The sequence below is a fragment of the Bacillus sp. C-3-6 genome, assembly GCF_054509685.1.
The window spans coordinates 64,953-89,669 of record NZ_JBSSBE010000002.1 but is presented as its reverse complement, the minus strand read 5'-3'; the positions used below and the strand labels follow the sequence as shown (position 1 = coordinate 89,669).

Genomic DNA, 24,717 nt, shown 5'->3' with positions numbered 1-24,717 from the left:
GCGTTTTTTATGACGCTATCCTTTCTGTATGAGTTTCATTTATTCGCTAAAGAACTCCAGCGATATCTATCTCCAAGTATCCTTCAAAAGCTCGTATAGGAGAAGGGTTTCGTAAAATTTAAAAGTAAGTATGACGCAAGAGAGTTGGCCGATTTATGCATTTGGATTAGTCAACACGTAGCATTTCTTCGAGAAATCTTTACTTCTCTTCGCGCACAAAAACGCTGTTTAAACCACTCACTTTCTGCACATATAATCTCTACTTTCAATCGTATCCGTATTCTAGATGCAACAGTGTTTCAACTACCTGGTCAATTCGCCTCCCACTATCAAGGTTCAGGTGGGAGTAGTAATAAGGCAGACATGAAAATTCAATTGGAATATGATTTACTTAGCGGTCAATTCATTAACGTGCAGCTTGGACCAGGAAAGAATAATGATAAAACATATGGTACCATCTGTCTTGAAACCGTAAAAGCAGGCGATTTGTGTATACGTGATCTAGGCTACTTCGATTTGATAGACTTACAAACCATTCAGGATAAAGAGGCTTACTATATCTCACGGTTGAAGTTGAATACACGTATTTATATAAAGAACCCTGACCCAGAATACTTCAATAATGGTACGTTAAAAAAGTAAACAGAATACATCCGGCTTGATATTACACAAATGATGTAGGATCTAATCACTGGTGAAACGATAGAAACCCACGAGGCATACATTGGTCAAAATCAGAAGCTTCCAGCACGTGTCATTATCCATCGTTTAACCGATGATCAAACGCAAACAAGCCTGAAAAATCAAGCGATACGTAAAAAGAAAGAAGGCATTGTCATGAAGGATAAAAGTAAACGTTTAATGGGCATGGGGTCCCGCCACATCACTATCACGCTAACAAAACTCCCCTAAAATGACAAAAAACGCTATTCTTTCTGTAGAATCATAAGAAAGGATAGTGTTTTTGATGAATATTCATAAAAAGTACGTCACCCTTTCTTATTAACATAAGAGAATAGTAACGTGCTTTTAACTTCAAGAATAGTCTAAATCCTTAAGTTGATGGATGTGTGGCAGGACCCCTATTTGAGTTAAGTTAATGGCTGGAGACATTGAACCCATAGAAAAATCGAGGTATAGCACCTTTATATCATTTATTGTTGATTATGCACTTGTCTTAATGATGGAATATCCGTATTAAAGAAGTCCAAGTAGTCGTGTAAATGGTAATCTGCTACATCACTTTGTCCTTGATACATGCAGGTTACAATTCCTAATTCTTTTGCAGGTAACAAATCTAGTTCCCTGTCTCCAATAGCTAGGTCAATTCTGTGTTTTTGATGCAAATGAATATATGATGCTGGATTAGGTTTGCGAGGAAAACCATCATCAATTGTAACCATATCTACAAAGTATTTGTCCCAGCCATAGTATTTTAAAATTTCTAAAACGCCATCTCTATGCTTATGTGTCATGATTACATTCTTATCTGCGACCTTTAAAATCTCTTCCACACCATGAAATGGTTTCATATCTTTTGGAGACAATTTTTTCTTTAATCTTTTAATTTTTTCTTTCTGATTGCTAGAGATATTATAGTAATTCACGGCATGGGAATATGAAATTTTCAACTTTTCATAAATTTCCTGTTTGTCTACCGCTTCTCCTAACACTAAAGAGAGCATTTTTGTATAAGCAGGATATGTATCAAATAAGGTTCCGTCAAAATCCCATAGAATATTCAATTAAATCACCTTTTCTGTAGTTATCTTGACATAAATTCGACAAAAAAACGCAAACTCCTTTTCCTAATATATTACTATGTTCCAGTTAAGGAAAAGAATGTATAGACACGCTAAAATAAGGAGTTTGCACAGTTTACTCAAAATCTTCGTTTTGGGGCAATCTTAATTTCTTGACTTGATGGGCATGTGGCGGTACCCTGAATAAGCCTTAATGCAAGAATTGGTTTTATCAATCGGATATAGTACGTGACATTTTATAAATTAAATGCTTGTGTATAGATATAATGTTTTATTCTACAATTGATTAGAACGATAAAATATAAAGGGAAGATTTTATGGCTAATAATCTTATAGAAAAGAATTGGATTGATGATTTTATTAAAACAGATGCATTTTCAGAAGCTTTAGGTATGGTATGGCGGAATGGTTATGAAACAGGAGGTTACTTTCAATTTACTCATAAGTCACAAGCGATAGTAAAAAAGTTTGCTGATTTCTTTGGGAGAGAAACAAGATCAAGATATTGTGAAGATAAAGGGTATATGGAATGGTATATGTCTATGAATAGTGACCATTCATTTATCAGAAAAGTAAAAGAATTCGGTTGGACACCGATACGAGAAAAATCTAGGTTATTTCCTAAAGGTGAGTTCAACAAAGAAGTATTCGTTAAAAATTATATATTATTGAGGCATGAACTTGGAACGATAAAAGTTAAACGACCTGAAAATAAAATTTATGTTAGACCACGTTTGCGCATTCATGGATCCACAGATATCTTGGAGCATTTAAATAATTTTATGTTTGAAGAATTAGGCATTAAGAAGAAAAAGTTACAAACTGACGGGAAAATACCCAAAGCGAAAATTTTATATTTTCAATCATTTAAAGATATAGAAAGTATTTTGAAATATATTGGTGCCTCAGAAACATTAGAAACGTTGTATTCGTTTGATTTAGGATTTCATAATGCTGAAGAATTTAAGAAGACCAATCCACGGAAGTAAGCAGGTTTTTAGGAGGGGGATTACTATCTCATTGTACAAAAATGTAATATTTTATGATTATAAGAATAGTTTTCAACTATTAATCTAATGTAAAATTAGTGAGAAGTTTATTTTATAACAAAATGTTAACTAAAAAAGAGTTAGAAGTGATCATTTGAATAAATTAATATTAGTGTCTTTATTGGCTACATTTTGTTTAAATATCGCAGGATGTTCTAATGATATGGCTACACCAAGAGATAATTCTAAATCCTCAACACCTAAGAAGGTTAAATGCATCAACAAAGCATGGTACAAAAAAACATATGTTATGTAATAGTTTAAAGAAACTTTAAATAGTTGATGATAAAGGAACAATGATAATGTGTTAATCATAATATTTTTTACAATATGACTAAACTCTCTTAATTTACCTAAAAAGACTATCGGTAATGAAGTGCACCCCAATTGTTAGACACATAATTAACAATTGGAGGTGCATTTTTTATGGCTAAATTTTCTTCAAAAGATAAAATACAAGTAGTAAAACGATATCTAGAAGGTATGGAAGGCGGAAAAACCATTGCTAATTCTATAGGGGTTCAACCTAGAGAACTTTATCAATGGATTAAACGGTTTGAATTTTCAGGGGAAAAGGCGTTTGAAAAATGCTATACAACTTACTCTCTCGAGTATAAACTAGATGTAATTCATTATATGAATGAAAATGGGACATCTCTGAGAGAAACAGCTGCTTTTTTTAATATTCCTTCTTGCGAAACACTCCGAAAATGGAAAGTAGCTTATGAAACAGAAGGATTAGATGCCCTAAAATCAAAGAAAAAGTGGCGTCTAACCATGGCAAAAGAAAAAGCTAAGCTAGAACATTTAAAACAAAACGAAGTATCTCTTGAAGGTTCTATAGAAGTGCTACAAGCAGAGAATGAACGTCTGCGTATGGAAAATGACTATTTAAAAAGTTGAATGTCTTAGTTCAAAAGAAGAAAACATCACAGACCGAGACAAAGCGCAATGGATTTATGATAAATACAAGGTCGTTGACCTTGTGAAAGTCGCTAATATCGCTCGTAGTACGTATTACATTGGAATTACGTAATCGAGGCCATGCATTAAATCATAAAAACGTTCGACGTTTAACGAATTTCCCGAAAGAATTCTCCTTCCTCAAGCGTGTGAAGGGCGTAGCCCAACGGTAGGTGGGAGATGAATTTCGGTTTGGCGTAGCCAAAAGGTTTTCCTTTTTATTTTGCCTCTGATATAATCAGTCTTATAAATTATAAAGGCTGGTATATAAATGAAATTAGATAGTAATAACCATTCAGTATTCTTGTTGTATTATCACCTTGTATTGGTTGTGAAATACAGAAGAAATGTGTTTGATGATGATATGTCAGACTATGCAAAAGATATGTTTGTTCGACTATCTGAAAACTATAACATCACATTAGTTGAATGGAATCATGATGTAGACCATGTTCATATTTTGTTCAAGGCACACCCTAATACAGAAATGACAAAATTTATCAATGCTTATAAAAGTGCAAGTTCTCGACTTATTAAAAGAGACTTTCCGCAAGTGAAAAAGAAACTTTGGAAAGAGATGTTTTGGTCAAGAAGTTTTTGCTTGCTAACTACTGGTGGTTCGCCAATAGACGTAGTAAAAACATATATTGAAAGTCAAAGTGAAAAGTGAGGTGAAATGATATGACAAAGCAGAATAAAGCATATAAATTCCGTTTGTATCCAACAGAAGACCAAGCGCATCTTATGTGTAAAACCTTCGGTTGTGTACGTTTCGTGTATAACAGAATGTTAGCTGAACGGAAAGAAGCGTATGAAAAACATAAAGATGATAAGGATCAACTAAAGAAACAAAAGCTTCCCACTCCTGCAAAATACAAAGCAGAATTTGAGTGGTTAAAAGAAGTGGATTCATTAGCTTTGGCAAATGCTCAACTAAACTTGCAAACTGCCTATAAAAATTTCTTTCGTGGTCAAAATGACTTCCCAACATTCAAAAGCAAAAAAGACAGAAAGTCTTATACAACGAATGTAGTGAACGGAAATATTATGTTGCTTAACGGTCATATCAAATTGCCAAAACTGAAAATGGTACGTATCAAACAGCATAGAGAAATACCACAAGACCATATAATCAAGTCATGTACGATTTCTATGACACCTACTGGTAAATACTATGTGTCCATTTTGACTGAATACGAAAAAGAGATCGTACAAAAAGAAGTAGAAACAGTTGTTGGATTAGACTTTGCGATGGATGGATTATACGTCAGTTCTGAGGATGAGAGAGCCAATTATCCTAAGTTCTATCGTGAAATGTTAGACCGATTAGCAAAGGCTCAACGAGTATTATCAAGACGTACAAAAGGTTCAGGGCGTTGGGATAAACAACGTATCCGTGTAGCTAAGCTGCATGAAAAAGTAGCAAACCAACGTAAGAACTTCCTTCATCATAAGTCTAAAGAGTTAGTTACTCATTTTGATGTTGTAGCTATTGAAGATCTAAATATGAAGGGAATATCAAAAGTACTTCATTTTGGAAAAAGCGTCGCTGATAATGCTTGGGGTATGTTCACTTCTTTCTTAGCTTATAAACTAAATGAACAAGGCAAACAGCTTGTGAAAATAGACAAATGGTTTCCTTCCACAAAAACATGTAGCAGTTGTGGAAATGTGAAAAATATGTCATTGTCTGAGCGAGTCTACTCTTGTATATGCGGTGTAAATCTCGATAGAGATTATAACGCAGCTATCAATATCAAAAATGAAGCAATACGCCTATTAGCGTTAGCATATATAGCAATAAAATAACCCTTGGAACAAGGGAGTTAGCTCGGCTGTCTTAGGACGAATTCGTTAGCTACCAAAAGTAACGACTAACCGAGAAGCCCCGACTTCAAACAGTCCGTTAGGACGTTAAGTGGCGGGTAGTTCACAGAGATCCTTGTATTGTTAAGGTCTCTATTTCATTTTATTAATTAGTATGATATACCATCACAGCACCAGAAAAACTAATATAAGATAGTATCCATACAATAAAAAACGTTATCATTTCTAATCTATCCTGTTTAGAAATGATAACGTTTTTTTGTACTTAAAGGTATTAAAATTTCTTAAGTTGATGGGCATGTAGGGTGACCCCTATATGGTGGAGATAGAATTTTAGCGGATAAAATAGGAGAAAAACTAAATGGCCTAAAAGTGTTGTATTTTAATATTGAAATTTTAAGGGTAGTCAACTATATAAAATGTAACACTGACCTTCCAGGGGATTATGTTGAATACAATAATGAGGAGAAATGGTTTATGTCTATATTATTTTCTCTTCCAATTACTATATATTTTTAGCATACTATTAACTATAAGGAGGGAGTGCAGAAATGGAAGAAAAGAAAGTGACGTGGTTAGAACTCTTTTATGATTTGTTATTTGTGGCGGCAGTGACGGCTGCGACTCATGTCTTACTTCATGTTGAAGATGGTCAAATCCATGCAGAGTATTTGGTGAAATTTGTCTTAATTTTTATTCCAATCTGGTGGGCTTGGGTAGGGCAAACCATCTTTGTTAACCGGTTTGGAAAAGATTTATTTCATCAAAGAATTTTTTTGATCCTGCAAATGTTTTTTGTCCTAATAATGACATCAAGCTTATCAGCTGATTTTGATCCTTATTATCTTTCTTTTTTAATTGGCTATATTGGCTTAAGGGTCGTGACTGCAATTCAATATCTTGTTGTCCAGCGTATAGAAGAGGGGGCTCGAAAAAAAGCTGCACTCTTTTTAGGAAGATATTTTTGGATTGGAATCGTTATTTCATTATTATCCGTCTTTTTTGATTCTTGGATTCGATATGCTGTGTTATATTTGGGGATTCTTATCGATATTATTGTCCCACTGCTTGGAAGGAAGTGTTTAGAAAAGGTTCCTACAAATACAGCCCACTTGTTAGAGAGATTTGGTCTATTTTCCATTATTCTCTTTGGGGAAGCTCTTGTAAGCACTCTTGTGGTCATTCAACCTAAACAAGGAAATTGGGATTCAATAAGCTTTGCGATCATTTCATTTATCCTCATTATTTCGATGTGGTGGCAATATTTCGATAACATGGAGAAGAAACTCGACAAGTCAAGACAAACTTCTGGTCAAATTATTATTTACGGTCATCTATTTATTTTAATGTCTTTGAGTATGGTTGCAGCATCCATTAGATTATTATTTTTACATGAGGTCTATTATTCTTTTATCTTATATTTTGTTTTTGGTTCTGTATTGCTCTATTTTCTGTCAACTACAATTGTTTTTCATCAATACAGGTTTGAACAACACCGCTTGAACATTTATCATTTATGCTTGTTTTTAGGAATTTTAGCAGTCTTTTTTGTTATTAATTTAATTATAGTAGTGCCGAATATTGTAATAATAGGACAATTAACCTTATTTTTTATCATCTATGCTAAATTAACAAGTACATAAATAAAAGCATCAAATAAATCAGTATCAAACTATGATACTGGTTTATATGTATATATTGGTAGCTTTTACATTTTGATATTAAATCTTATTATTCACGGTGACTCTGATGCAACTATACCTTTTGAGTTAAGTGGAAACGCACATATGATTCCATCCCTGATAGTAAACTTGCTCTAATACAGGGTGTCCTCATGGATTAAACGCAATTCATGCAAAAGAATGTACTGAACATTACCAATTCAAAAGTTGGTTATTCTATATTACTAAATAAGTATTTATTCATAGGTAGCAGATCGTGTTTTTATGTTTGGGAGTAAAACTAGATAATTTTTAAATGTAGTATAGTAATGATATCAATGACATAATAGGATTATCAAATAGCAGTACATAACTATTTATTGATTAAAAACAGTGTCATTAATGATATAGGAGGATTAAATGTATAAATTATTGATTGTAGAAGATGAAATGAATATTGCAAGCACACTTAAAGATCATCTTGAAAAATACGGTTATCACTGTCTTGTTGTAGAAAATTTCCAAAAGGTGCTTGAGTATTTCCATGAATTTCAACCCCATTTAGTTATAATGGATGTTACTCTTCCTGCATTTGATGGTTATTATTGGTGTCGTAAAATAAGACAAATATCAAAATGCCCAATTGTGATTCTTTCTGCTCGTATGAATGAATCAGATCAAGTTTATGGGATAGAAAATGGCGCTGATGATTTCATTACAAAGCCTTTTTTATTAGGAGTTGTACTTGCAAAAATAAACGGACAAATTCGTCGTGTTTATGGAGAGTATGCAAAGAATGAACACATTCGAATTTTAAAACAAGGGAATACCATTTTAAATATGGATACCGTGCGACTGCATACCTTAAAAAAAGAAGAACCATTAACGGTAAAAGAACTTCAACTTTTTGTAATGTTTTTTGAAGCGTACCCTAATGTTGTAACAAGGCAGCAACTACTCACGGCTATTTGGGATGAGGAAGAATTTGTTGAGGAAAATACATTAACAGTAAATATTGCAAGACTACGTAAGAAATTAGAAGGCATTAATTCTGATTTAGAAATAAATACTATACGAGGAATTGGATATCAGTTAACGGAGAGATTAATATGAAATTATTTTTAAAAGATCATATTAGCTTTATTATTCTTTATATTATTACATTTATTAGTCTGCCAATTATTATTCATCAATTAGATGGATTCGAAAATCATTACGCTTATTTTATCTTTTTAGCTCTTTCTTTATTAGTCACTTTACTTATTTTTCGTTATTTATGTCGCAAGAAAATGTACCAACATCTTGAAAGAACGGATATAAGTTTTGATAATATCTCTATTTACCAACCGATTTCTCCGATTGAACGAGCATATGCAAAGAAAATGAGAAACGTTCAATCTTTATTTCTTTCAAAAGAAGATGATTATAAGAATTCTTTAAAAGATCAGCAATTAATGATTTCTCATGCTGTTCATCAAATGAAAACCCCTCTTTCTGTTATCCAATTACTTATACAATCAAATCAATGGAAAGAACCAAGTACCATGGTCGAATGGCAAAAGGTAAAAATTGAATGCGATAAACTCAATTTCTCATTAAATCAATTATTAACATATAGCCGTTCAACCAAATTATTAGCTGATATAAAGATAGAAGGTATTTTTTTAAAACATGTAGTACAGGAAGTTATTAATGATTTAAGAGACTATTTTATAGAGGAAGAAATTTTTCCTAAAAGTAATATACCAGAACACATACTGTTATACTCAGACCGGAAATGGATTAAGGTGGTTATATATCAGCTATTAAGTAATGCTGTCAAATATGGAGATAAAAACTCTTCAATTATAATTTCTTACGAAAATGAGAAATTACTTATTAAAAATGAAGGAGAAACAATACCTGAAAGTGAAATAAAGCGTGTATTTGAGTTGTTTTATACAGGAACAAAGGGGCGTATAAAAGGTGAAGCAACTGGTATCGGTCTTTATTTAGTGAAAAGCATATTAACTACATTAAATCATCCATACTTTTTATACTCTAACAATAATGAAACAATATTTACAATTGAATTTACAGGCAATATTGAGACGGCTGCTAAATAAGGTAGCCGTTTTAAATGTGACAATTTTGTCATATTGCTGTCACTTTGAGAGATGTTAAGAAATAAAAAAGCCACTTATAATTCAATACTGTAAGATACAAGGGAGTGAAACATAATGTCAAAAACTATTTTAGATGTAAAAGACCTTCAAAAAGAATACAATGGAGAAATTGTCTATAAAGCATTGAAGGGTATTGATTTTAAATTAGAAAGTAATGAATTTGTTGCAGTCATGGGACCTTCGGGAAGTGGCAAAACAACATTTCTTAATTGTATTTCAACAATTGATCAACCCACGACTGGATCCGTTAAAATCAATTCAAAAAACCCTTATGAATTAAGTGATGATGGACTAGCAAAGTTTCGACGCAAAGAATTAGGTTTTGTCTTTCAAGACTTTAATCTTGTTCATACCTTAACAGTAGAGGAAAATATTTTATTACCTTTAGTACTTGATTCTGTAGAAGCTGTTGAGATGAACAAACGTTTAGAGAAAGTTGCAATGTTTTTGAGGATTAAAGAAATTTTAAAAAAGCGTACATTTGAAATTTCAGGTGGACAAAAACAGCGTGTGGCAATCGCTCGAGCTGTTATTCACGAACCAGGATTATTGTTGGCTGATGAGCCAACAGGTAACTTGGATTCTAAAGCAGTAAATGATGTAATGAATTTGTTTGAGTCAATTAATAAAACGTTTAACACAGCAATTTTAATGGTGACACATGATCCTTATGTGGCAAGTTTTGCACATCGAGTTATCTTTATAAAAGATGGGATTCTTTATAATGAAGTGTATCGTGGAAATAATAAAAAGAAGTTTTATCAGGAAATCATGGACACTCTTACATTTTTAGGTGGTGGCCAGTATGAGTTTTAATCATATTGTCTTTCAAAACATTTTACGTGACAAGTGGACATATATTTCTTACTTTTTAAGCAGTGTATTTTCTATTTTAATATTTTTCTTATTTTCAATAATAGCATTTCATCCGATGGCTAAGGTTATCCAGATAGGAAGTACACTTAGTCTCGGAATGATTCTTATGAGTTTTATTGTTTACATTTTTTCGTTTCTGTTTATTTTCTATTCGATGTTTTCGTTCTTGAAAAAGAAAACAAAAAACCTTGGTATTTTTATGATTACTGGAGCATCTATGAAACAAGTACGAAAAATGATGTTCAGAGAAAATATGATTATTGCTGGTGCAGCAATTTTCACAGCGATTGTGTTGGGGCTTGTAATTGCTCCTTTGTTTTTAATGGTTACTAAAACTGTTTTAGATGCAAATAGCTTTGGTATGTATATACCGGTACAAGCCGTAGGATTAACGATTGTTCTATTTACAATTCTATTCTTGTTAGTCTCTAAATTTATTACACGTTTTATTAACAAAGAAGAAGCTGTTCATCTTTTAAAAGCAGATGTAACACAAGAAAAGTTAATAGAACCTGCACCATGGAAGTTATTACTTTCTATGATAACGAGTGGATTTTTAGTATTTTCACTTATGTCAGAAATGAATTGGATTGAATCGTACGGAATGGTATTTTATATTTTATTCTTTATAAGTTCCCTATTGGCCATATATTTTATTATAACGCAGGGAATTCTGTTTTCAATTCGTGTCTTACAAAAACGACCATCATACTTAAAAAAAACAAATATGCTTTACATTTCAAACTTAAAAGCAAAAGGACGCTCTCATGCACAGCTTATTTACTTATTAACTATCCTATTGTTAGGAGTGTTTTTATGTGCAATTTTACTGTACAGTTCTTATTACAATACAGATAAGGTAGCAGAGTCTAAATCTCCTTATAGCTTCCAATATATATCATTACCAGAAAATACAACGGAAAAGGAAGACATTTCATTTATTGAAGCTACATTATCAAAAGACGGAAGTTATGATGCATATTATTCAGCTTTTAAAACAGATCAACAAAGAAATATCGGTTTTATGTCAGTTTCGAATTATAATGCATTGGGCTTTCATAAAACAATTTCACTAAAGGATAATGAATACTATGTTGCAGCTGGAAATTACTACGAACTTCCAAACACTGACCTAATTCATGAATACCCGTTTCCAGTTGAAAAGCTTAAATATGCGGGTTTTGAGAAACGAAACATTTTAATGACAGGTCACCAAAGGGTATACTATATTGTCCCTGATACGATTTATGAAAAAATCGATTATCCTGTATTAAAAGTATTTGCATATGAACTTAAGGATTGGTCAGAAAAGTTCGCCTTATCAGAAACGATTTTCTCTAAGGTTTCACCAACACCGAATAAACACCAAATTTTTTCTAAAGTTGATATAAATAAGACTGAAAAAGCTACAGCAAGCTTGTTCTTTTTTATTGGCTTTATGATGAGCCTTATATTTTTGAGCGCAGCAATGAGTATTCTGTATTTCTATATGCAAACGTCAATTGAAAGAGAAAAAGAAAAATATGCAGGAATTCGAAAAATCGGTTTTTCTGTAAAAGAATTAGCTTCTGTTGTGACTAAGGAGTTAACAACATTAATCTTTATCCCATTTGCACTTGCAGCTGTTCTTTTATGTGGGACCACAATTGGGCTAAGTAAACATTTTTCACCAGCTATTTACGGGGTTACAGCAATAGGGGTTGGAGTATTTTTAATGTTATTTGTGATAAGCTTTTTCGTTATTCGACAAAGTTATTTGAAAAAACTAATGAATTAAAAATATGTGCTTTTAATTGTTAAGCTATATAGTCTAAGTATAATAAATTAAGTTTATATGAGTTTTTAATATTCAGGAGGTTCTCTTTTTACAAAAACCTCCTGTAAATACAATTATTACTTTTTATGAAAGTATATTAGTTATGTAAGAAAACAAAAGAGTGTTTGCAAAAGGTTAATGGTATCATGTAAAGTGGAGGTTTTAGATTTTATGAGGTTAAATGCTTTTCAATTAAAGATTTTTGCAATGATCCTTATGGTCATTGATCACGTGTATGCTTATATTCCTGGTATGCCAATGTGGATGCATCATCCAGGACGTATTGTAGCACCTATTTTCTTCTATTTTGTAGTGGAAGGGTTCTTTTATACAAGAAATCGTAAAAAGTATGCTACACGTATATTTATATGGGCAGCGATTATGTTTGCGGGTTCAGCTCTAATTCAGTACATATTCCCAAGGGAAAGTGGACTTCACAATAATATTTTCTTGTCACTTGGAATGAGTATTGTTTTACTTTGTATGATTGATTATACGAAACGTACAAAAAACTATTTATTAGGAATTCCCGCTACGATTATTGTGGCTACATTAGGAATGTTTACAGAAGCAAGTTTTATGGGCGTCATCATGACATTAATCTTCTATTTCTTTAAAGAAAAGAAAATATGGTTAATTATCACATATGTATTACTTTCATTACCGGAAGTCCCAACGTTACTTATGGCGGGAGAAATTTTCACGGATATGGGTTTATTTGGTTATAATAACCAATGGATGATGGTATTCGCTTTACCATTCTTCTTTTTATACAATGGAGAGCGTGGTTTAAATAATAGACTTACAAAATATATGTTTTATATTTTCTATCCGGTTCATTTATGGATTATCTATACAGTTGGATATTTTGTGGGTAAATAAAGAAAAAGCTTTGCATAATATGCAAAGCTTTTTCTTCTATTCTAGTATTCTCACTTTACATAGTAACTTGTCTTCCCATAAAGAACAAAACCTTGTATATAAACTTTTTCATCCTATTCATATATGTGTTGTTACTCTTACTCAACACATAAGTTTGAAATTTCCTTCCAGGCATACGCAACATCCTCTACTACTGTTCCTCCAAACGTACTAGTCCTATGAATATATTCTTTTCCTCCCATACGTTCATAAAAACCAAGTCCAGATTTATTTTGTTTCATTACCCAAACCATCATAGAATAAATACCTTTTTCTTTAAAATGCTTAGCGATAGCTGAAATAAGCTGCCTACCAACACCTAATCCTCTACATTCCTGTAAGAGATAAAGCGAATATAGTTCTCCATAAAAATTCTTCTCATTAATACGTTTACCTGATGCAAAACCTATAATATTCCCTGTATCATTAATCGCAACATAAATAAAAGGTTCATTTTCGTTATTTAAAAAATCAATCCATCTTTTTGCTGCATCTTCGTACGATAATTTATCCAGATAATCGTCAGGTACTAGACCACGATAAGTAGTCCTCCAACTATTAACATAAACCTTTGAAACGCCCTTTATATCTTCTTTATTTGCTTTCCTAATTTCCAAGTTAAGTGCCTCCAATGTAAAACAGTAAAATAATAAAATTTATTATAACATTCTTTCTTCAATCCCAGTTGGCTTAATAAGTGTTATTCTATAATATGGCTCGTTTGCGGAACAAAAAAATCCTGCATATCATACAGGACTTTTAATCAAACTTTATTATAAAATATCCGACTTTATTTTAAATCAAAAACAATGAAATATTTATTAGATATACCAAGGATTTTTACAAAGAGATAATAGGCAAAAAACTCATTTTAAATAACGTTGGAAATAAAAGTAAGTATATGACCTGTTTTTACACGTATCTCGGTTGTACCCCAAATAGAATGAATTACAATATAAAAATGTGATTACCTCATTAGCGTTATATTGACGAATAACAGGGTTCTCGCCACATCACCATCAAGCTAATATTTTAAAGTACTCCCAAAATAAAATTGTTATCTCTCTACAGTTATTTATGTGAATTCAGCTCGTTTTTTGTTTTGGGTGAAAATTATTTTTTAACTTGATGGCAATGTGGTGCTACCCCTTAATGCTCAAGTGGCGAAATCTTTTACTGAAAAAATTTTATTATTATTACTTTTTTAAATTATGTATATTTATATATTTAAAAAATAAATATCGTATATTCCAGATTATTATTATACAATATATCAATTGAACTATATATGGGAATGGAGAGTTTTTAGTTGGAATTATTGAGAAACAGTAAGATTGGTACAAAACTAAACATACTAATAGGTATATCAAGTATTGCCTGTATAGTATTATCCCTAATAGGATTTTGGGGATTAGAAAAAGGAAAGAGTGCTTCTTCTAATATGTATGAAGATAATTTAAAATCAGTTGATTGGATAGGGACGATAGAATCTAACTTTTATCATGTTAATATGAATTTTATGGAAATAATGGTATCCAAAGATGAAAAAAGAATGAACGATTTGATAAAAGAGATGGATGTAATTCGTAAAGAAAATGATCAGTTATTAAAGCTGTTCGAAACTAAAGTTAGTTCAAATAAAGAAAAAGAGCTATTTAGCAAATTTCAGGAAGAGTTTAATGAATTAAGAACACAGATGAAAAAGGCACAAGAATTAGGGAAATCTAATAATGAAGAAGCCTACGCTTATTATCTAAAAGAAATCGAACCCAATATGAAAAAAACAATCCAGTCCATTCGTGAACTAATTGTATATAACAGTAATAATGCAGAGCAGTTACAACAAGTTAACAATAACAGTGCTCAAAATACAATGATAATGTTTGTAGGCCTTTCAATTTTAGCAATTATCATAGTTATATTGATTGGATATCTTATTAAGTTAACTATACGACAACCACTATTATTATTGCAAAATGATATGAAGAAAGTAGCTGCTGGTGATTTAACAATACGTACTTCTTATAAAGCAAATAATGAGCTAGGAAATATAGTACAGTCTTTTAATAGTATGTTAAATAATCTACAACAATTAATTGCAAGTGTTAAATCGACAACACAAGAAGTTATTTCTTCTACGGAGGGTGTTTTACAAGACACAATGCGAGCATCTAATATTTCGAATGAGGTTGTTCAGACTATTTCTGAAGTAAAAGTAAAAATAGCAGGACAGGTAACTAGCATTCAAGAGAGTTCATCTTCAATGGATGAAATAACAATTGGTGTGCAAACTGTAGCTGAATCTTCAGCTGTAGTTGCTGAGGTAGCAGTAACTACCACAGAACAAATACATATTGGTAGTGAAGTGATAAAGCACTCAATTCTTCAAATGAACAGTGTTCATGATGTCGTGGAGGAAACATCAAAAGTAATAGATAGACTTGTTACACGTACACAACAGATTGATACAGCTCTGAATGCAATCACTAATATTGCCGAGCAAACTAACCTTCTAGCCTTAAACGCTGCTATTGAAGCAGCACGTGCTGGAGAGAATGGGAAAGGGTTTGCAGTGGTTGCAGCAGAAGTGAGGGATTTGGCTGAAAAGTCTAAAGAATCCGCGAATGAAATTAACCATTTAGTCAAATCTATTCAACAAGATACTCAAGACACAGTTCATGTCATGCAAAAAGGAGAACAAAAGGCAGCAGAAGGAAAGGAAGCGGCTCACCAAGCAGATCAAACATTCTCATCTATTATGAGAGATATTGACAAAATCACAAGTCAAATTCAAGAAGTCTCTGCAGCAACAGAAGAGATGTCTGCCGGCACAGAAGAAGTAAATGCGTCTCTTTCACTAGTAGCTGATACTGCAACACAAGTAGAAAGAGAAACAATTCAAACAGTACAATCAATTCAATCACAAGCAGTTTCAATTCAAAAAATTGCAAATCAATCCAACAAGATGAAAGAAAAGGTGAATGCATTAACAGAATTGCTTTCTAAATTTATTATTGAAGAGCAAAAAAACGAGAAATAAAATATATTATATAAAAAAGTACAGGTCCTTAATTAAAGACTTGTACTTTTTTATTATGAATAACTGTAAGTTGTGAAATAAATTTCTATTTTGTAAACAATTGTGAACAGAATTTTAATTTTTTGTTTTGTTTATTTTTTCTGAATAATATATATTGACAAAATAATGGTAGCGATATAGAATTGGTTTTGTTCACCGGTGAACATTATGCGTTTTTTTGTTTAGTATTATTTTTATTCACCATTTCTAACATCAAGATATTCTATCTCTTATTTTACGTAGTTTGAAGTATTATTGGTTACTCAAAATCAATAAAACGGTTTATATTGATAAAATTATTTAAAGGGATGATTGTATGACGAATGCTATAGCGGTAAGAAATGTACGAAAGTTTAGTTCTCAACCCTTATCTACTAATTGTGCTGAAATATTAAAACGTAGTAAGCATGCAATAATAGGTATTAGTCCGTTTAATAGTAGATTTTCTGATGAATATATTAATAGACTTATTGAATGGGCATTACATACTTTTGATGATGTTAGTGTTTTATTAGCTGGAAAAGAAGCTGCAAATTTACTTGAGGCTTTAGGAACACCAAAAGGTAAAGCGGAAAGAAAGGTTAGGAAAGAAGTATCTCGTAATAGAAGATCAGCTGAAAAGGCACTTAAAGAGCATGGTGGTAATGTAAACGCTATTCATACTTTTTCTGATTTTAATGACAACAATGCATATAGCTGCATGAGGGCAGAAGCAGAACATATTTTTTTAAGCGAAACTGATTTTCGAAATGCTTGCTTAGAAATGTCACATGCAGCCATCTTAGGTAGGGCAAGGGGTACTAATATAGATATTGATCAAATATCAAATGACATGCTAAATATTGCAGTAGAATATGTAATTGCAGAACTCCCATTTTTCATTGGCGGAGCTGAAATTTTAGGAGCTCAAGAAGCTGTACTTATTTATCACAAACCATGGGAGCTTGGTGAACAGATAGTTCGAAATGATTTTTCTATCAAGATGAAACCAAATCAAGGATATTTAATGGTTCAAGAATTGGAAGATTTATCTTAGCAAATAGTAAGTATCCAATACAAGGGGGAAGAAATATGTCAAATACTATACAAACGGTAAATATATTAACAGAGGAATTTCAAGAAAATCCATATAAGTATTTTTCATACCTACGTCAGAATGACCCAGTACATTACGAAGGTGAGATTGATAGTTATTTTATTAGCAGATATCAAGATGTCCGTAATATATTGAATGATACTGAAACATTTACAACAAAATCATTAGCTGAACGTGCTGAGCCAGTAATGCGTGGACCAGTATTAGCACAAATGCGTGGAAAAGAGCATGTTGCGAAAAGAAAAATTGTTTTAAGAAGTTTTATGGGAGATGCTTTACAAAAATTAATGCCTTTAATTAAAAAGAATGCAGAAGATTTACTATTTCCACACCTTCCAAATGGAAAGATAGATTTAATTAATGATTTTGGCAGAACATTTGCTGTTTATGTAACAATGGATATGATTGGATTAGATAAGAAAGATCATAAGAAGATAGGAGAATGGCATAGCGGTGTAGCTGACTTTATTACCAGTATAAATCAACAACCAGAGGCAAAAAAACATTCTCTTTGGTGCAGTGAACAGTTAGCTAATTATTTAGAACCAATTATTAAAGAGCGAAGATTAAACCCACAGGAAGACTTAATTTCTAAATTATGCAGTGCAAAATATGAAGGAATAGCTATGACTGATACTGATATTCTAGCATTGATTTTAAATATATTATTAGCTGCAACAGAACCTGGTGATAAGACTCTTGCTTTATTAATTTATAATTTAATTAACCAACCGAAACAACTGCAAGATGTATTAAGTGATCGTTCATTAGTACCATTAGCTATTGCAGAAACTTTACGTTACAATCCACCAGTGCAATTAATCCCACGTCAATTGTCAAAAGATACGGAAATAAGTGGTATCCAACTATCCAAAGGAACTACGGTATTTTGTATGATTGGTGCAGCGAACCGTGACCCTAATGCATTTGAAAGACCTGATGAATTCAACATTTATCGTCCGGATCTTGATATTAAAAAGGCATTTAGTGGTGCTGCAAGACATCTTGCATTCGGATCAGGTATTCATAATTGCGTAGGGGCAGCGTTTGCGAAATCAGAAATTGAAATAGTTGTAAATGTAGTCTTAGATAATATGAAAAATATTAAATTAGAAGAAGATTTTCAATATGTTGAAAAAGGACTTTATACACGTGGACCTATTTCCATGCCTATTCTTTTTGATAAGTTAGTTTAAAAAAACATGGCTATTTTAGTTATTAATATAATTCAATTTTTACTAAGGGGCTAAAACCCCTTAGTTTTTCTATTTTTATGAGAATGTCAACACATATACCTTCTAAGCTGATATAACAAAAAATTAAATACATTGTTTCCATGCTTCTAAAAATTTTGTTACAACTTGTAACTCGGAATCATTAAATTGTTGGAATAACTCACTGTAACGCTCATGTGCAATTTTGTGTAATTTTTTATGAACAATGGCTAATTGTATTCCCTTATCAGTTAAAGTATAAAAGATTTCCTTCTTATTATCTGTATTTTGATGCGTCAATAAAATTTTATTATCAATAAGAACGCGAATAGCTTTAGAGATGGTTGCTTTAGAAATAATAAGTTCCATAGATAGTAGAGAGTTATTCATTTGTTGTTTACTCTCATGAATAACCGAAACAATATGTAGTTGCGTTAGAGTCCAATTTTTATTTATATTTTCATATTCACTAACTAATTCTTTTATCATCTCTTGAGATGCATATTTTTTCTTTTCTCTTGTTATGACAAAGTCTTCAATAGCTTTTAAGGTTTGTTCATGGACAAAATTTGTCATAATAATCTCCCCTATCTAGAATTATTGTTTACCGGTTAACAATATAAAGTTTACCAGTAAACAATAATTGAGTCAACAATTTAAAAAAACGACTTTTATGCATTGAAACTAACTCTTTAATATAATAGGACTTTATTAGGGTAAATTGTGAAATATAGATACATTAAAGGTTCTTACATAATTAGTTAAATTTCAATTTAGCAATTGACAATTGCTAAATGAGGATATAAAATCAAAATAGTTTACCGGTAAACAAAAAAAGACAAAGAAGGGTAGAAACATTTAAATGAATAAGGGCATAAAACAGAAAATTTACGATAATTATCTACATTTGTTACATCTCAATGAACAAAAGGCAGATAAGGATATTGAGACTTTTTTTAAGCAAGCAAAAATGGAAGAAATAGAACATGTACCGACAAATATGACAAGTATACACGTAATTGCCTGTATTGGTGAAAATCAGCCAATAAATAATATTACAATTGCAAGGAAAATGAATTTATCTAAAGCGAATATCACAAAAATTAACACCAAATTAATAAAAGAAAATTTAATCACTCGTTTTCAGTCAGTTGATAACAAAAAGGAGGTATATTATCAACTTACTCCGGCAGGACAATCACTTTGTGAATTACATCAGAAAATTCATGACCAGAAAGAAGATGAATTTTATCAGTTCGTTGATTCATTTTCTGAAATTGAACAAAACGCAATATTGAAGTTTTTACAAAATATAAACGATAAAATGTTGGAGAAATAAATTTATTATAACTTAAATAAATTAGCTAATTATTAATAATCTTTTAGGAGGGATAGCATGAACCGTGTTAAATCAAGTGCTTCTTTTCTTTTATATTTGTTGTGTATTAGTGCTTTTTTCGCTTCTTTAAATCAAAATATATATTCTCCAATAATCCCCATAATTCGGGATTCATTCCAAGTATCTATAACAATGGTTAACCTTTCCGTTTCTATATTTATTTTTATTACGGCAATTATGCAAATTGTTTTTGGTTCTATAATTGATTTTAAAGGTGCTAGGACTATTCTTATTCCGAGTATAATTTTAACAATTATAGCGAGTATTGGTTGTGCAATTACAAGTAACTTTACAGTATTTTTAATATGTAGAATTTTACAGGCTGTAGGGACTGCTGCAATACCACTTATTGCTGCAACTACAATTGGTACTGTATTTCAAGGAGAACAACGAGGAAGTGCAATGGGTACATATCAGACCATGTTATCCATTGCACCTGCTGTTGCACCTGTGCTAGGAGGTTTTATTGGGGAAAAATATAATTACCCAGGTGTTTTCTGGCTACTTGTAGCAGTATCTGTAATTCTATTTATAACTAATTGGATATATTTCCCTAATGATTGTGTAGGAAGTAAAAAAGAATTGAGTGGGAAAACACTTATATCTCACTATGCTTCTATATTTAAAAGCAAAGTGGGCAGTTCCATATTAATATTAAGTTTCTTTGCATTTTTTCTTTATTTCTCCTTCCTTGTTTACTTACCAATTTTATTAACTGATCATTATCAATTAAGTTTACAGGTAGTGGGTTTACTTTACTTACCAATGGCTATTAGTTTAATAATTGGCAGCATGACTTTTAAAACAATTCAATCAAAAATTTCACAAAAAAAGCTTTTTATAACTGGAAATATAGTATTAGCTTTGAGCGTTATATTATTTGCTGTGACACACTCGAAAACTTTAATTGGCGTAACAGTTGCTTTAATTCTTCACGGAATATCAATTGGTATCCTTACTCCTTTATTTGCTACTATGATTGCAAATGAATTTGAACATAATAGAGGAAGTGCAATGGGAATGTTTAACTTTATTAGATATATGGGAATGGCTGTAGGACCTATTGTTTCGGGGGTATTATTAGCACATTTCACACCTACAGTTGTATTTGCTCTATTTGGTGGGTTTTTTATCTTTCTCTCTTTTGGCATGCTTATACGGATTAGTAAAAGATCTATTAAAATTGTGCCAAAACAAGAAAATCTAAAATAAGAAAATGATTTATCATAAAGAATTAATAGTATATAGAATATACAGTTAAATTATTATCCATAATAAAATTATGGTAAATTAAAAGGTAGTTTTGTTCATAATAAAATGTGTAATATATTGTTTCTTTTTTAGTTTTCAATAAGAGAAATTAGATTTAGTTAAGTAATAAAAAAAGTGTAGAAAGGTTTTATTTCTACGCTTTTTTTATTTGATATCAAATTTATTGCTATTCTAAATTTTTTATATAAGATTTTACAGCTTGCAATAGAAATTCTTCCTGTCCCATACCTGCATCCGCTGCCATTTGCACTACTTTTTGCTTGAATTCATAATCTGCATGAAAAGTTAATGGCTCTACATTACTTTTAAAGTAAACTCCCTCTACATGTGGAAGGATAGTACCTGATTTCATATGAGAATATAAGTATTTAATCTCTTCTTGAAACTGTAATGGATCAACTTGTAATACGAAAGGTTTAATTTCTAATTTAATAGTATCAGATGAAATACTCAATCGCATATTTGTGACACCTAGCTCTTTGTAAAATAAATTTATTAGATTATAAGTAATGGAATTAAATAGCTGAGGTTTTTTAAATGAAAAAGATAAATACCCTCGTTTGGTAATTACAGCTTGTTTATGGAAAGGTTCAAAGGAGTAATTATGTTCCTTATAAGTGGATAGAGGGAAAATTTCTTCGTCTTCTGTAAGAATCTTGCCGTCTGCTCCATTGATTTCTATTACCCTAGCTATTTTTCCAGTATGTTGATGTGTTAATAATTGATATAAATATATCTCTTCTTGTTGAATCTTAGTAATGAATGTTTTTCGCTCTTTTGTTTTAGTTTTTTCATAATCAAGCATAAAAATCTCTAGCTCTTCTTCATCGATAAGATATACTTGTTTTCCACGTTTTTCTACCATTGTCGCGGGTAATTTTCCAGATTTGATGTATGTAAAGATAGTAGATGGTGCAACATTAAGAATTTCAGCTACTTCTTTCGTGCTAAGGCCTTTAACCTCATTTTTATTTTTTAAACGTTCAATGTCCTCTAAATAGAAAATCTTACTACCAAATTGCTTCCAGTTATCTTTATATACACATTCTATAAATCCATCTTTTTCTTTTTTTAAAATTGTTTGTACCGTTACTCCCAATAAGTCGGCTGCCTCTTTTGTCGTTACAGTAGGTTTGGTAATGAACAATAAATCTTGTGTCATGCAAGGACACCTCCATAACTATTGTTTGCTAGTAATTTAGACATGTATATATCATAACAGAATATGACTTATATTTAAAATAAGAAATAGAATTTATTAAAGTTCTTATAAGATTTTATAGTTTAATAAAGTTTTATAGTTAATTTAACAGTATATAAGTTTTTAAAGGTAATTAGTTAATTATTAAACAACATCTATTCACTAAAAAATTATAAAAAAACATAAGTATAGGATAATAGAGAAGAATGTAGGATTCTTATAGAAAGAAAATGAATTATCATTTGTATAATAGATAGAAGTAAAATAAAATAATAAATATAGGTAATAAAGAGAATTATATTTATAATCTTCAATAGAAGAGGTGAAGTCAAAATATGGACAATAACAATATAAAAGAAAATGCACCTATTATAAGCGATAATAGTAAGTATATTGATACACATGTAGAGAATATAAGTGGTATCATTCCTTATCTGCATAACAATGGTTATGTAGATAAGGTGGAAGAGAAGATGGAGGTTGCAGAAAAAGAGGGGAAGAGTAAGTATACGTATTTAAGTGATATAGAAGTCATTTATCATTTTGTACATTTACAAAAAGATATGGATGAGAAGAAGAATAGAAAAGAGGATACGAAAAAGAGTTATATATCTGAAATCTTGTCATTTTGTCAGTGCATGGTGCAGCATGCGGAAGAGTTTGAATTAGATGGGGAAGAAGTACAGAAAAAGGACTCTTTATTGAAAACCTTACAACCTTGGCATATTCGTAAGTACAATTCTTGGTTGAAACAAGTAGAGAACGGTAGGAACGGTGGCACATATGCAGTCGCAACACTTGCGAAGAAAACAGTGCTCATTCGTTCTTTTTTAAAACATCTTCATGTATTTTCTTATATTGAAAAGCCTCTTCATCAAGAACTGCAGCGTGCCAATGTAAATGAACAGGATCGGCCAAATCGGGATTTATCCTATGATGAAGTGATGAAAATTTTAGGGTTTTATAAAGAACAAGGGCATTTAGTAAACTATACAATTTTACTAGCTCTAGCAAGTACCGGTGCAAGAATTCAAGAATTGTGCACCGCGAGAGTGAAAGACTTACATTATGACGGAAAGTATTGGTTAAAAGTCACAGGAAAAGGAGATAAAGTACGTGAACTTTTCATTCCTGAGCATTTATTCCAATGTATTAGCGAAATGAGACGGAGAAGAGGATTCCAAACTATATTGGGCCGGGGAGATGAATGTCCTTTATTCGTAAATCAAAGAGGGAATTTTTATAATCCGAAAACGTTGTCAAATCAGGTAACAGGCATGATAAAAAAGACAAATTTAGATTTTCTAAAGTATCGTGAAAATCCTGTAACGGCACATACATTCCGTCATGCTTTTGCAATCATGGCAGTTGAACAAGGAAATGCAGATTTATATCATTTAATGCAAACACTTGGGCACGAAAATTTTCAAACAACAAAGATCTATTTAGAGAAGCATATGAAACGAAAGAATAATGTGGGGGCTTCATTTGCAGATATGTTGATATAAGATTTCAATATAAAAACCTTATTTTATTATGTGTTTTTTATATAATTAATAAGAGTTTTATTCGTATGAAAAATAATACGAAAGCTGGTTATTGATAAAAAATACATTCAATCAAAAGTACTTTTGTAGTTATGTTTAGTGACAGCTTGTAAATTAGGAGTTACACTTGGAATAGATACATCAGCACGTGCAAATGGCTCTGTCGGTGGAGAAATTACAAAACGTTTAGTTCGAATGGCTGAAGAGCAATTAACAGGTCAATACAGATTACACTAATTTAAAATAACAAAAGGAAAAAAGGTCCATAAAACGGATCTTTTTTTCCTTTTATTTACACGAAATCTGAAAATTTGTTTTCATAACTTTAAAATGACCTTTCAGATTCGTTTTTAAGAGACTTTGTTTATTGTAACAATACTATAAGTATAGAATCATATTAAACTCTTTAAAAGTAATATGGAGTCTTTTTAACGTTATTCAAATAAAACTTCTGTTTTTTATTATTTTAAGATGTAGTTTGCAAGAATTCATCTACAAATTCTAGAAATGGATATTGACCAATTACCAGATGAGCTATAGTAAAAAAGGCTCAAGTCAACAAAAGTTAAAAATTGTATAACCAATTATCTATCATTGTGTTCTCAATGAATAGTGTTTTTTGGGTTAAATGTGTCTAAACGTAAGTTTTCTTTTTCAATATGGTAATCCCTATTAGTTAAGTGAAGAATAGAATGGAATCAAAAAAGGAGATAGAGGAAGGCATTTTTTTATAATCAAATAATGAAAATATTAAGGAATATATTTAGATAATTTAATAGTATTTTTATACAAATATTTATCAAAAACTATTACTTTATAAGGTATTGATTATTATAAAGGAAATTTATAGAATTATTTCTGTAATACA

19 protein-coding genes and 4 pseudogenes are annotated in these 24,717 nt (G+C 31.2%); 19 read left to right on the top strand and 4 right to left on the bottom strand.

Annotation, left to right across the window (positions count from 1 at the left end; all coding sequences use genetic code 11):
- Positions 1-9 precede the first annotated feature (9 nt).
- Positions 10-909, top strand: a pseudogene (locus tag ACW0JX_RS27235) (IS4 family transposase); the annotation flags it as partial.
- Between the two features lie 245 nt (positions 910-1,154).
- Here ACW0JX_RS27235 and ACW0JX_RS27230 read toward each other — a convergent pair.
- The gene (locus ACW0JX_RS27230) at positions 1,155-1,745 is read right to left on the bottom strand and encodes an HAD-IA family hydrolase (protein ID WP_390212499.1); all 591 of its coding nucleotides are present in this window, start codon (positions 1,743-1,745) and stop codon (positions 1,155-1,157) included.
- Positions 1,746-2,080: 335 nt separating this feature from the next.
- Between ACW0JX_RS27230 and ACW0JX_RS27225 the strand changes: the two genes are divergently transcribed.
- From ACW0JX_RS27225 to ACW0JX_RS27175, 11 genes and pseudogenes are all read left to right on the top strand, one after another.
- Entirely contained in the window at positions 2,081-2,752 is a 672-nt protein-coding gene (locus ACW0JX_RS27225; RefSeq protein WP_459245922.1) for a hypothetical protein, read from the top strand.
- 486 nt (positions 2,753-3,238) lie between these two features.
- Positions 3,239-3,894 (top strand): annotated as a pseudogene (locus ACW0JX_RS27220) (helix-turn-helix domain-containing protein); the annotation flags it as partial.
- A 152-nt stretch (positions 3,895-4,046) separates the two neighbouring features.
- On the top strand, positions 4,047-4,445 hold the full coding sequence (tnpA, locus tag ACW0JX_RS27215) for an IS200/IS605 family transposase (protein WP_063538542.1): 399 nt from the start codon (positions 4,047-4,049) through the stop codon (positions 4,443-4,445).
- An 11-nt stretch (positions 4,446-4,456) separates the two neighbouring features.
- Entirely contained in the window at positions 4,457-5,584 is a 1,128-nt protein-coding gene (locus ACW0JX_RS27210) for an RNA-guided endonuclease TnpB family protein (RefSeq protein ID WP_459245921.1), read from the top strand.
- Between the two features lie 569 nt (positions 5,585-6,153).
- A complete protein-coding gene (locus ACW0JX_RS27205; RefSeq protein WP_459245920.1) occupies positions 6,154-7,245 on the top strand; it encodes a low temperature requirement protein A in 1,092 nt (363 codons plus the stop codon).
- A 75-nt stretch (positions 7,246-7,320) separates the two neighbouring features.
- Positions 7,321-7,516, top strand: a pseudogene (locus tag ACW0JX_RS27200) (hypothetical protein); the annotation flags it as partial.
- Between the two features lie 167 nt (positions 7,517-7,683).
- Positions 7,684-8,376 (top strand): response regulator transcription factor, encoded by a 693-nt coding sequence (locus ACW0JX_RS27195; RefSeq protein ID WP_071680125.1) that lies wholly within the window; start codon positions 7,684-7,686, stop codon positions 8,374-8,376.
- On the top strand, positions 8,373-9,368 hold the full coding sequence (locus tag ACW0JX_RS27190; RefSeq protein ID WP_078386253.1) for a sensor histidine kinase: 996 nt from the start codon (positions 8,373-8,375) through the stop codon (positions 9,366-9,368). Before ACW0JX_RS27195 ends, ACW0JX_RS27190 begins: the two co-directional genes overlap by 4 nt.
- 114 nt (positions 9,369-9,482) lie before the next feature.
- Positions 9,483-10,244 (top strand): ABC transporter ATP-binding protein, encoded by a 762-nt coding sequence (locus ACW0JX_RS27185; RefSeq protein WP_459245919.1) that lies wholly within the window; start codon positions 9,483-9,485, stop codon positions 10,242-10,244.
- Entirely contained in the window at positions 10,234-12,081 is a 1,848-nt protein-coding gene (locus ACW0JX_RS27180; RefSeq protein WP_459245918.1) for an FtsX-like permease family protein, read from the top strand. Before ACW0JX_RS27185 ends, ACW0JX_RS27180 begins: the two co-directional genes overlap by 11 nt.
- A 210-nt stretch (positions 12,082-12,291) precedes the next feature.
- A complete protein-coding gene (locus ACW0JX_RS27175; RefSeq protein ID WP_071729441.1) occupies positions 12,292-13,002 on the top strand; it encodes a TraX family protein in 711 nt (236 codons plus the stop codon).
- A 137-nt stretch (positions 13,003-13,139) separates the two neighbouring features.
- On the opposite strand, the gene ACW0JX_RS27170 is transcribed toward ACW0JX_RS27175, so the two are convergent.
- A complete protein-coding gene (locus tag ACW0JX_RS27170; RefSeq protein ID WP_459245917.1) occupies positions 13,140-13,658 on the bottom strand; it encodes a GNAT family N-acetyltransferase in 519 nt (172 codons plus the stop codon).
- A 692-nt stretch (positions 13,659-14,350) separates the two neighbouring features.
- On the opposite strand from ACW0JX_RS27170, the gene ACW0JX_RS27165 reads away from it, so the two are divergent.
- The 3 genes from ACW0JX_RS27165 to ACW0JX_RS27155 all read left to right on the top strand — a co-directional run bounded on the left by ACW0JX_RS27165 (position 14,351) and on the right by ACW0JX_RS27155 (position 18,412).
- Positions 14,351-16,081 carry a methyl-accepting chemotaxis protein gene (locus ACW0JX_RS27165; protein ID WP_459245916.1) on the top strand — a complete coding sequence of 577 codons (1,731 nt, stop codon included), beginning with the start codon at positions 14,351-14,353 and terminating at the stop codon, positions 16,079-16,081.
- Between the two features lie 355 nt (positions 16,082-16,436).
- Positions 16,437-17,156, top strand: coding sequence for a tRNA-dependent cyclodipeptide synthase (locus ACW0JX_RS27160; protein ID WP_069604038.1), 720 nt, complete (start codon positions 16,437-16,439; stop codon positions 17,154-17,156).
- Positions 17,157-17,191: 35 nt separating this feature from the next.
- Positions 17,192-18,412: a cytochrome P450, cyclodipeptide synthase-associated gene (locus tag ACW0JX_RS27155; RefSeq protein WP_098818587.1), complete on the top strand. Its 1,221-nt coding sequence runs from the start codon at positions 17,192-17,194 to the stop codon at positions 18,410-18,412.
- Between the two features lie 123 nt (positions 18,413-18,535).
- Here the strand turns inward: ACW0JX_RS27155 and ACW0JX_RS27150 are convergent, their stop codons facing one another.
- The gene (locus ACW0JX_RS27150; protein WP_459245915.1) at positions 18,536-19,006 is read right to left on the bottom strand and encodes a MarR family transcriptional regulator; all 471 of its coding nucleotides are present in this window, start codon (positions 19,004-19,006) and stop codon (positions 18,536-18,538) included.
- A gap of 286 nt (positions 19,007-19,292) precedes the next feature.
- On the opposite strand from ACW0JX_RS27150, the gene ACW0JX_RS27145 reads away from it, so the two are divergent.
- On the top strand, positions 19,293-19,769 hold the full coding sequence (locus ACW0JX_RS27145) for a MarR family transcriptional regulator (protein WP_069604036.1): 477 nt from the start codon (positions 19,293-19,295) through the stop codon (positions 19,767-19,769).
- Between the two features lie 57 nt (positions 19,770-19,826).
- A complete protein-coding gene (locus tag ACW0JX_RS27140; RefSeq protein WP_459245914.1) occupies positions 19,827-21,041 on the top strand; it encodes an MFS transporter in 1,215 nt (404 codons plus the stop codon).
- Between the two features lie 226 nt (positions 21,042-21,267).
- Here the strand turns inward: ACW0JX_RS27140 and ACW0JX_RS27135 are convergent, their stop codons facing one another.
- Entirely contained in the window at positions 21,268-22,263 is a 996-nt protein-coding gene (locus tag ACW0JX_RS27135; RefSeq protein WP_000189802.1) for a helix-turn-helix domain-containing protein, read from the bottom strand.
- Positions 22,264-22,637: 374 nt separating this feature from the next.
- On the opposite strand from ACW0JX_RS27135, the gene ACW0JX_RS27130 reads away from it, so the two are divergent.
- Both ACW0JX_RS27130 and ACW0JX_RS27125 read left to right on the top strand, forming a co-directional pair.
- On the top strand, positions 22,638-23,810 hold the full coding sequence (locus ACW0JX_RS27130; protein WP_459245913.1) for a tyrosine-type recombinase/integrase: 1,173 nt from the start codon (positions 22,638-22,640) through the stop codon (positions 23,808-23,810).
- 144 nt (positions 23,811-23,954) lie between these two features.
- Positions 23,955-24,086, top strand: a pseudogene (locus tag ACW0JX_RS27125) (small, acid-soluble spore protein, alpha/beta type); the annotation flags it as partial.
- Positions 24,087-24,717 lie beyond the last annotated feature (631 nt).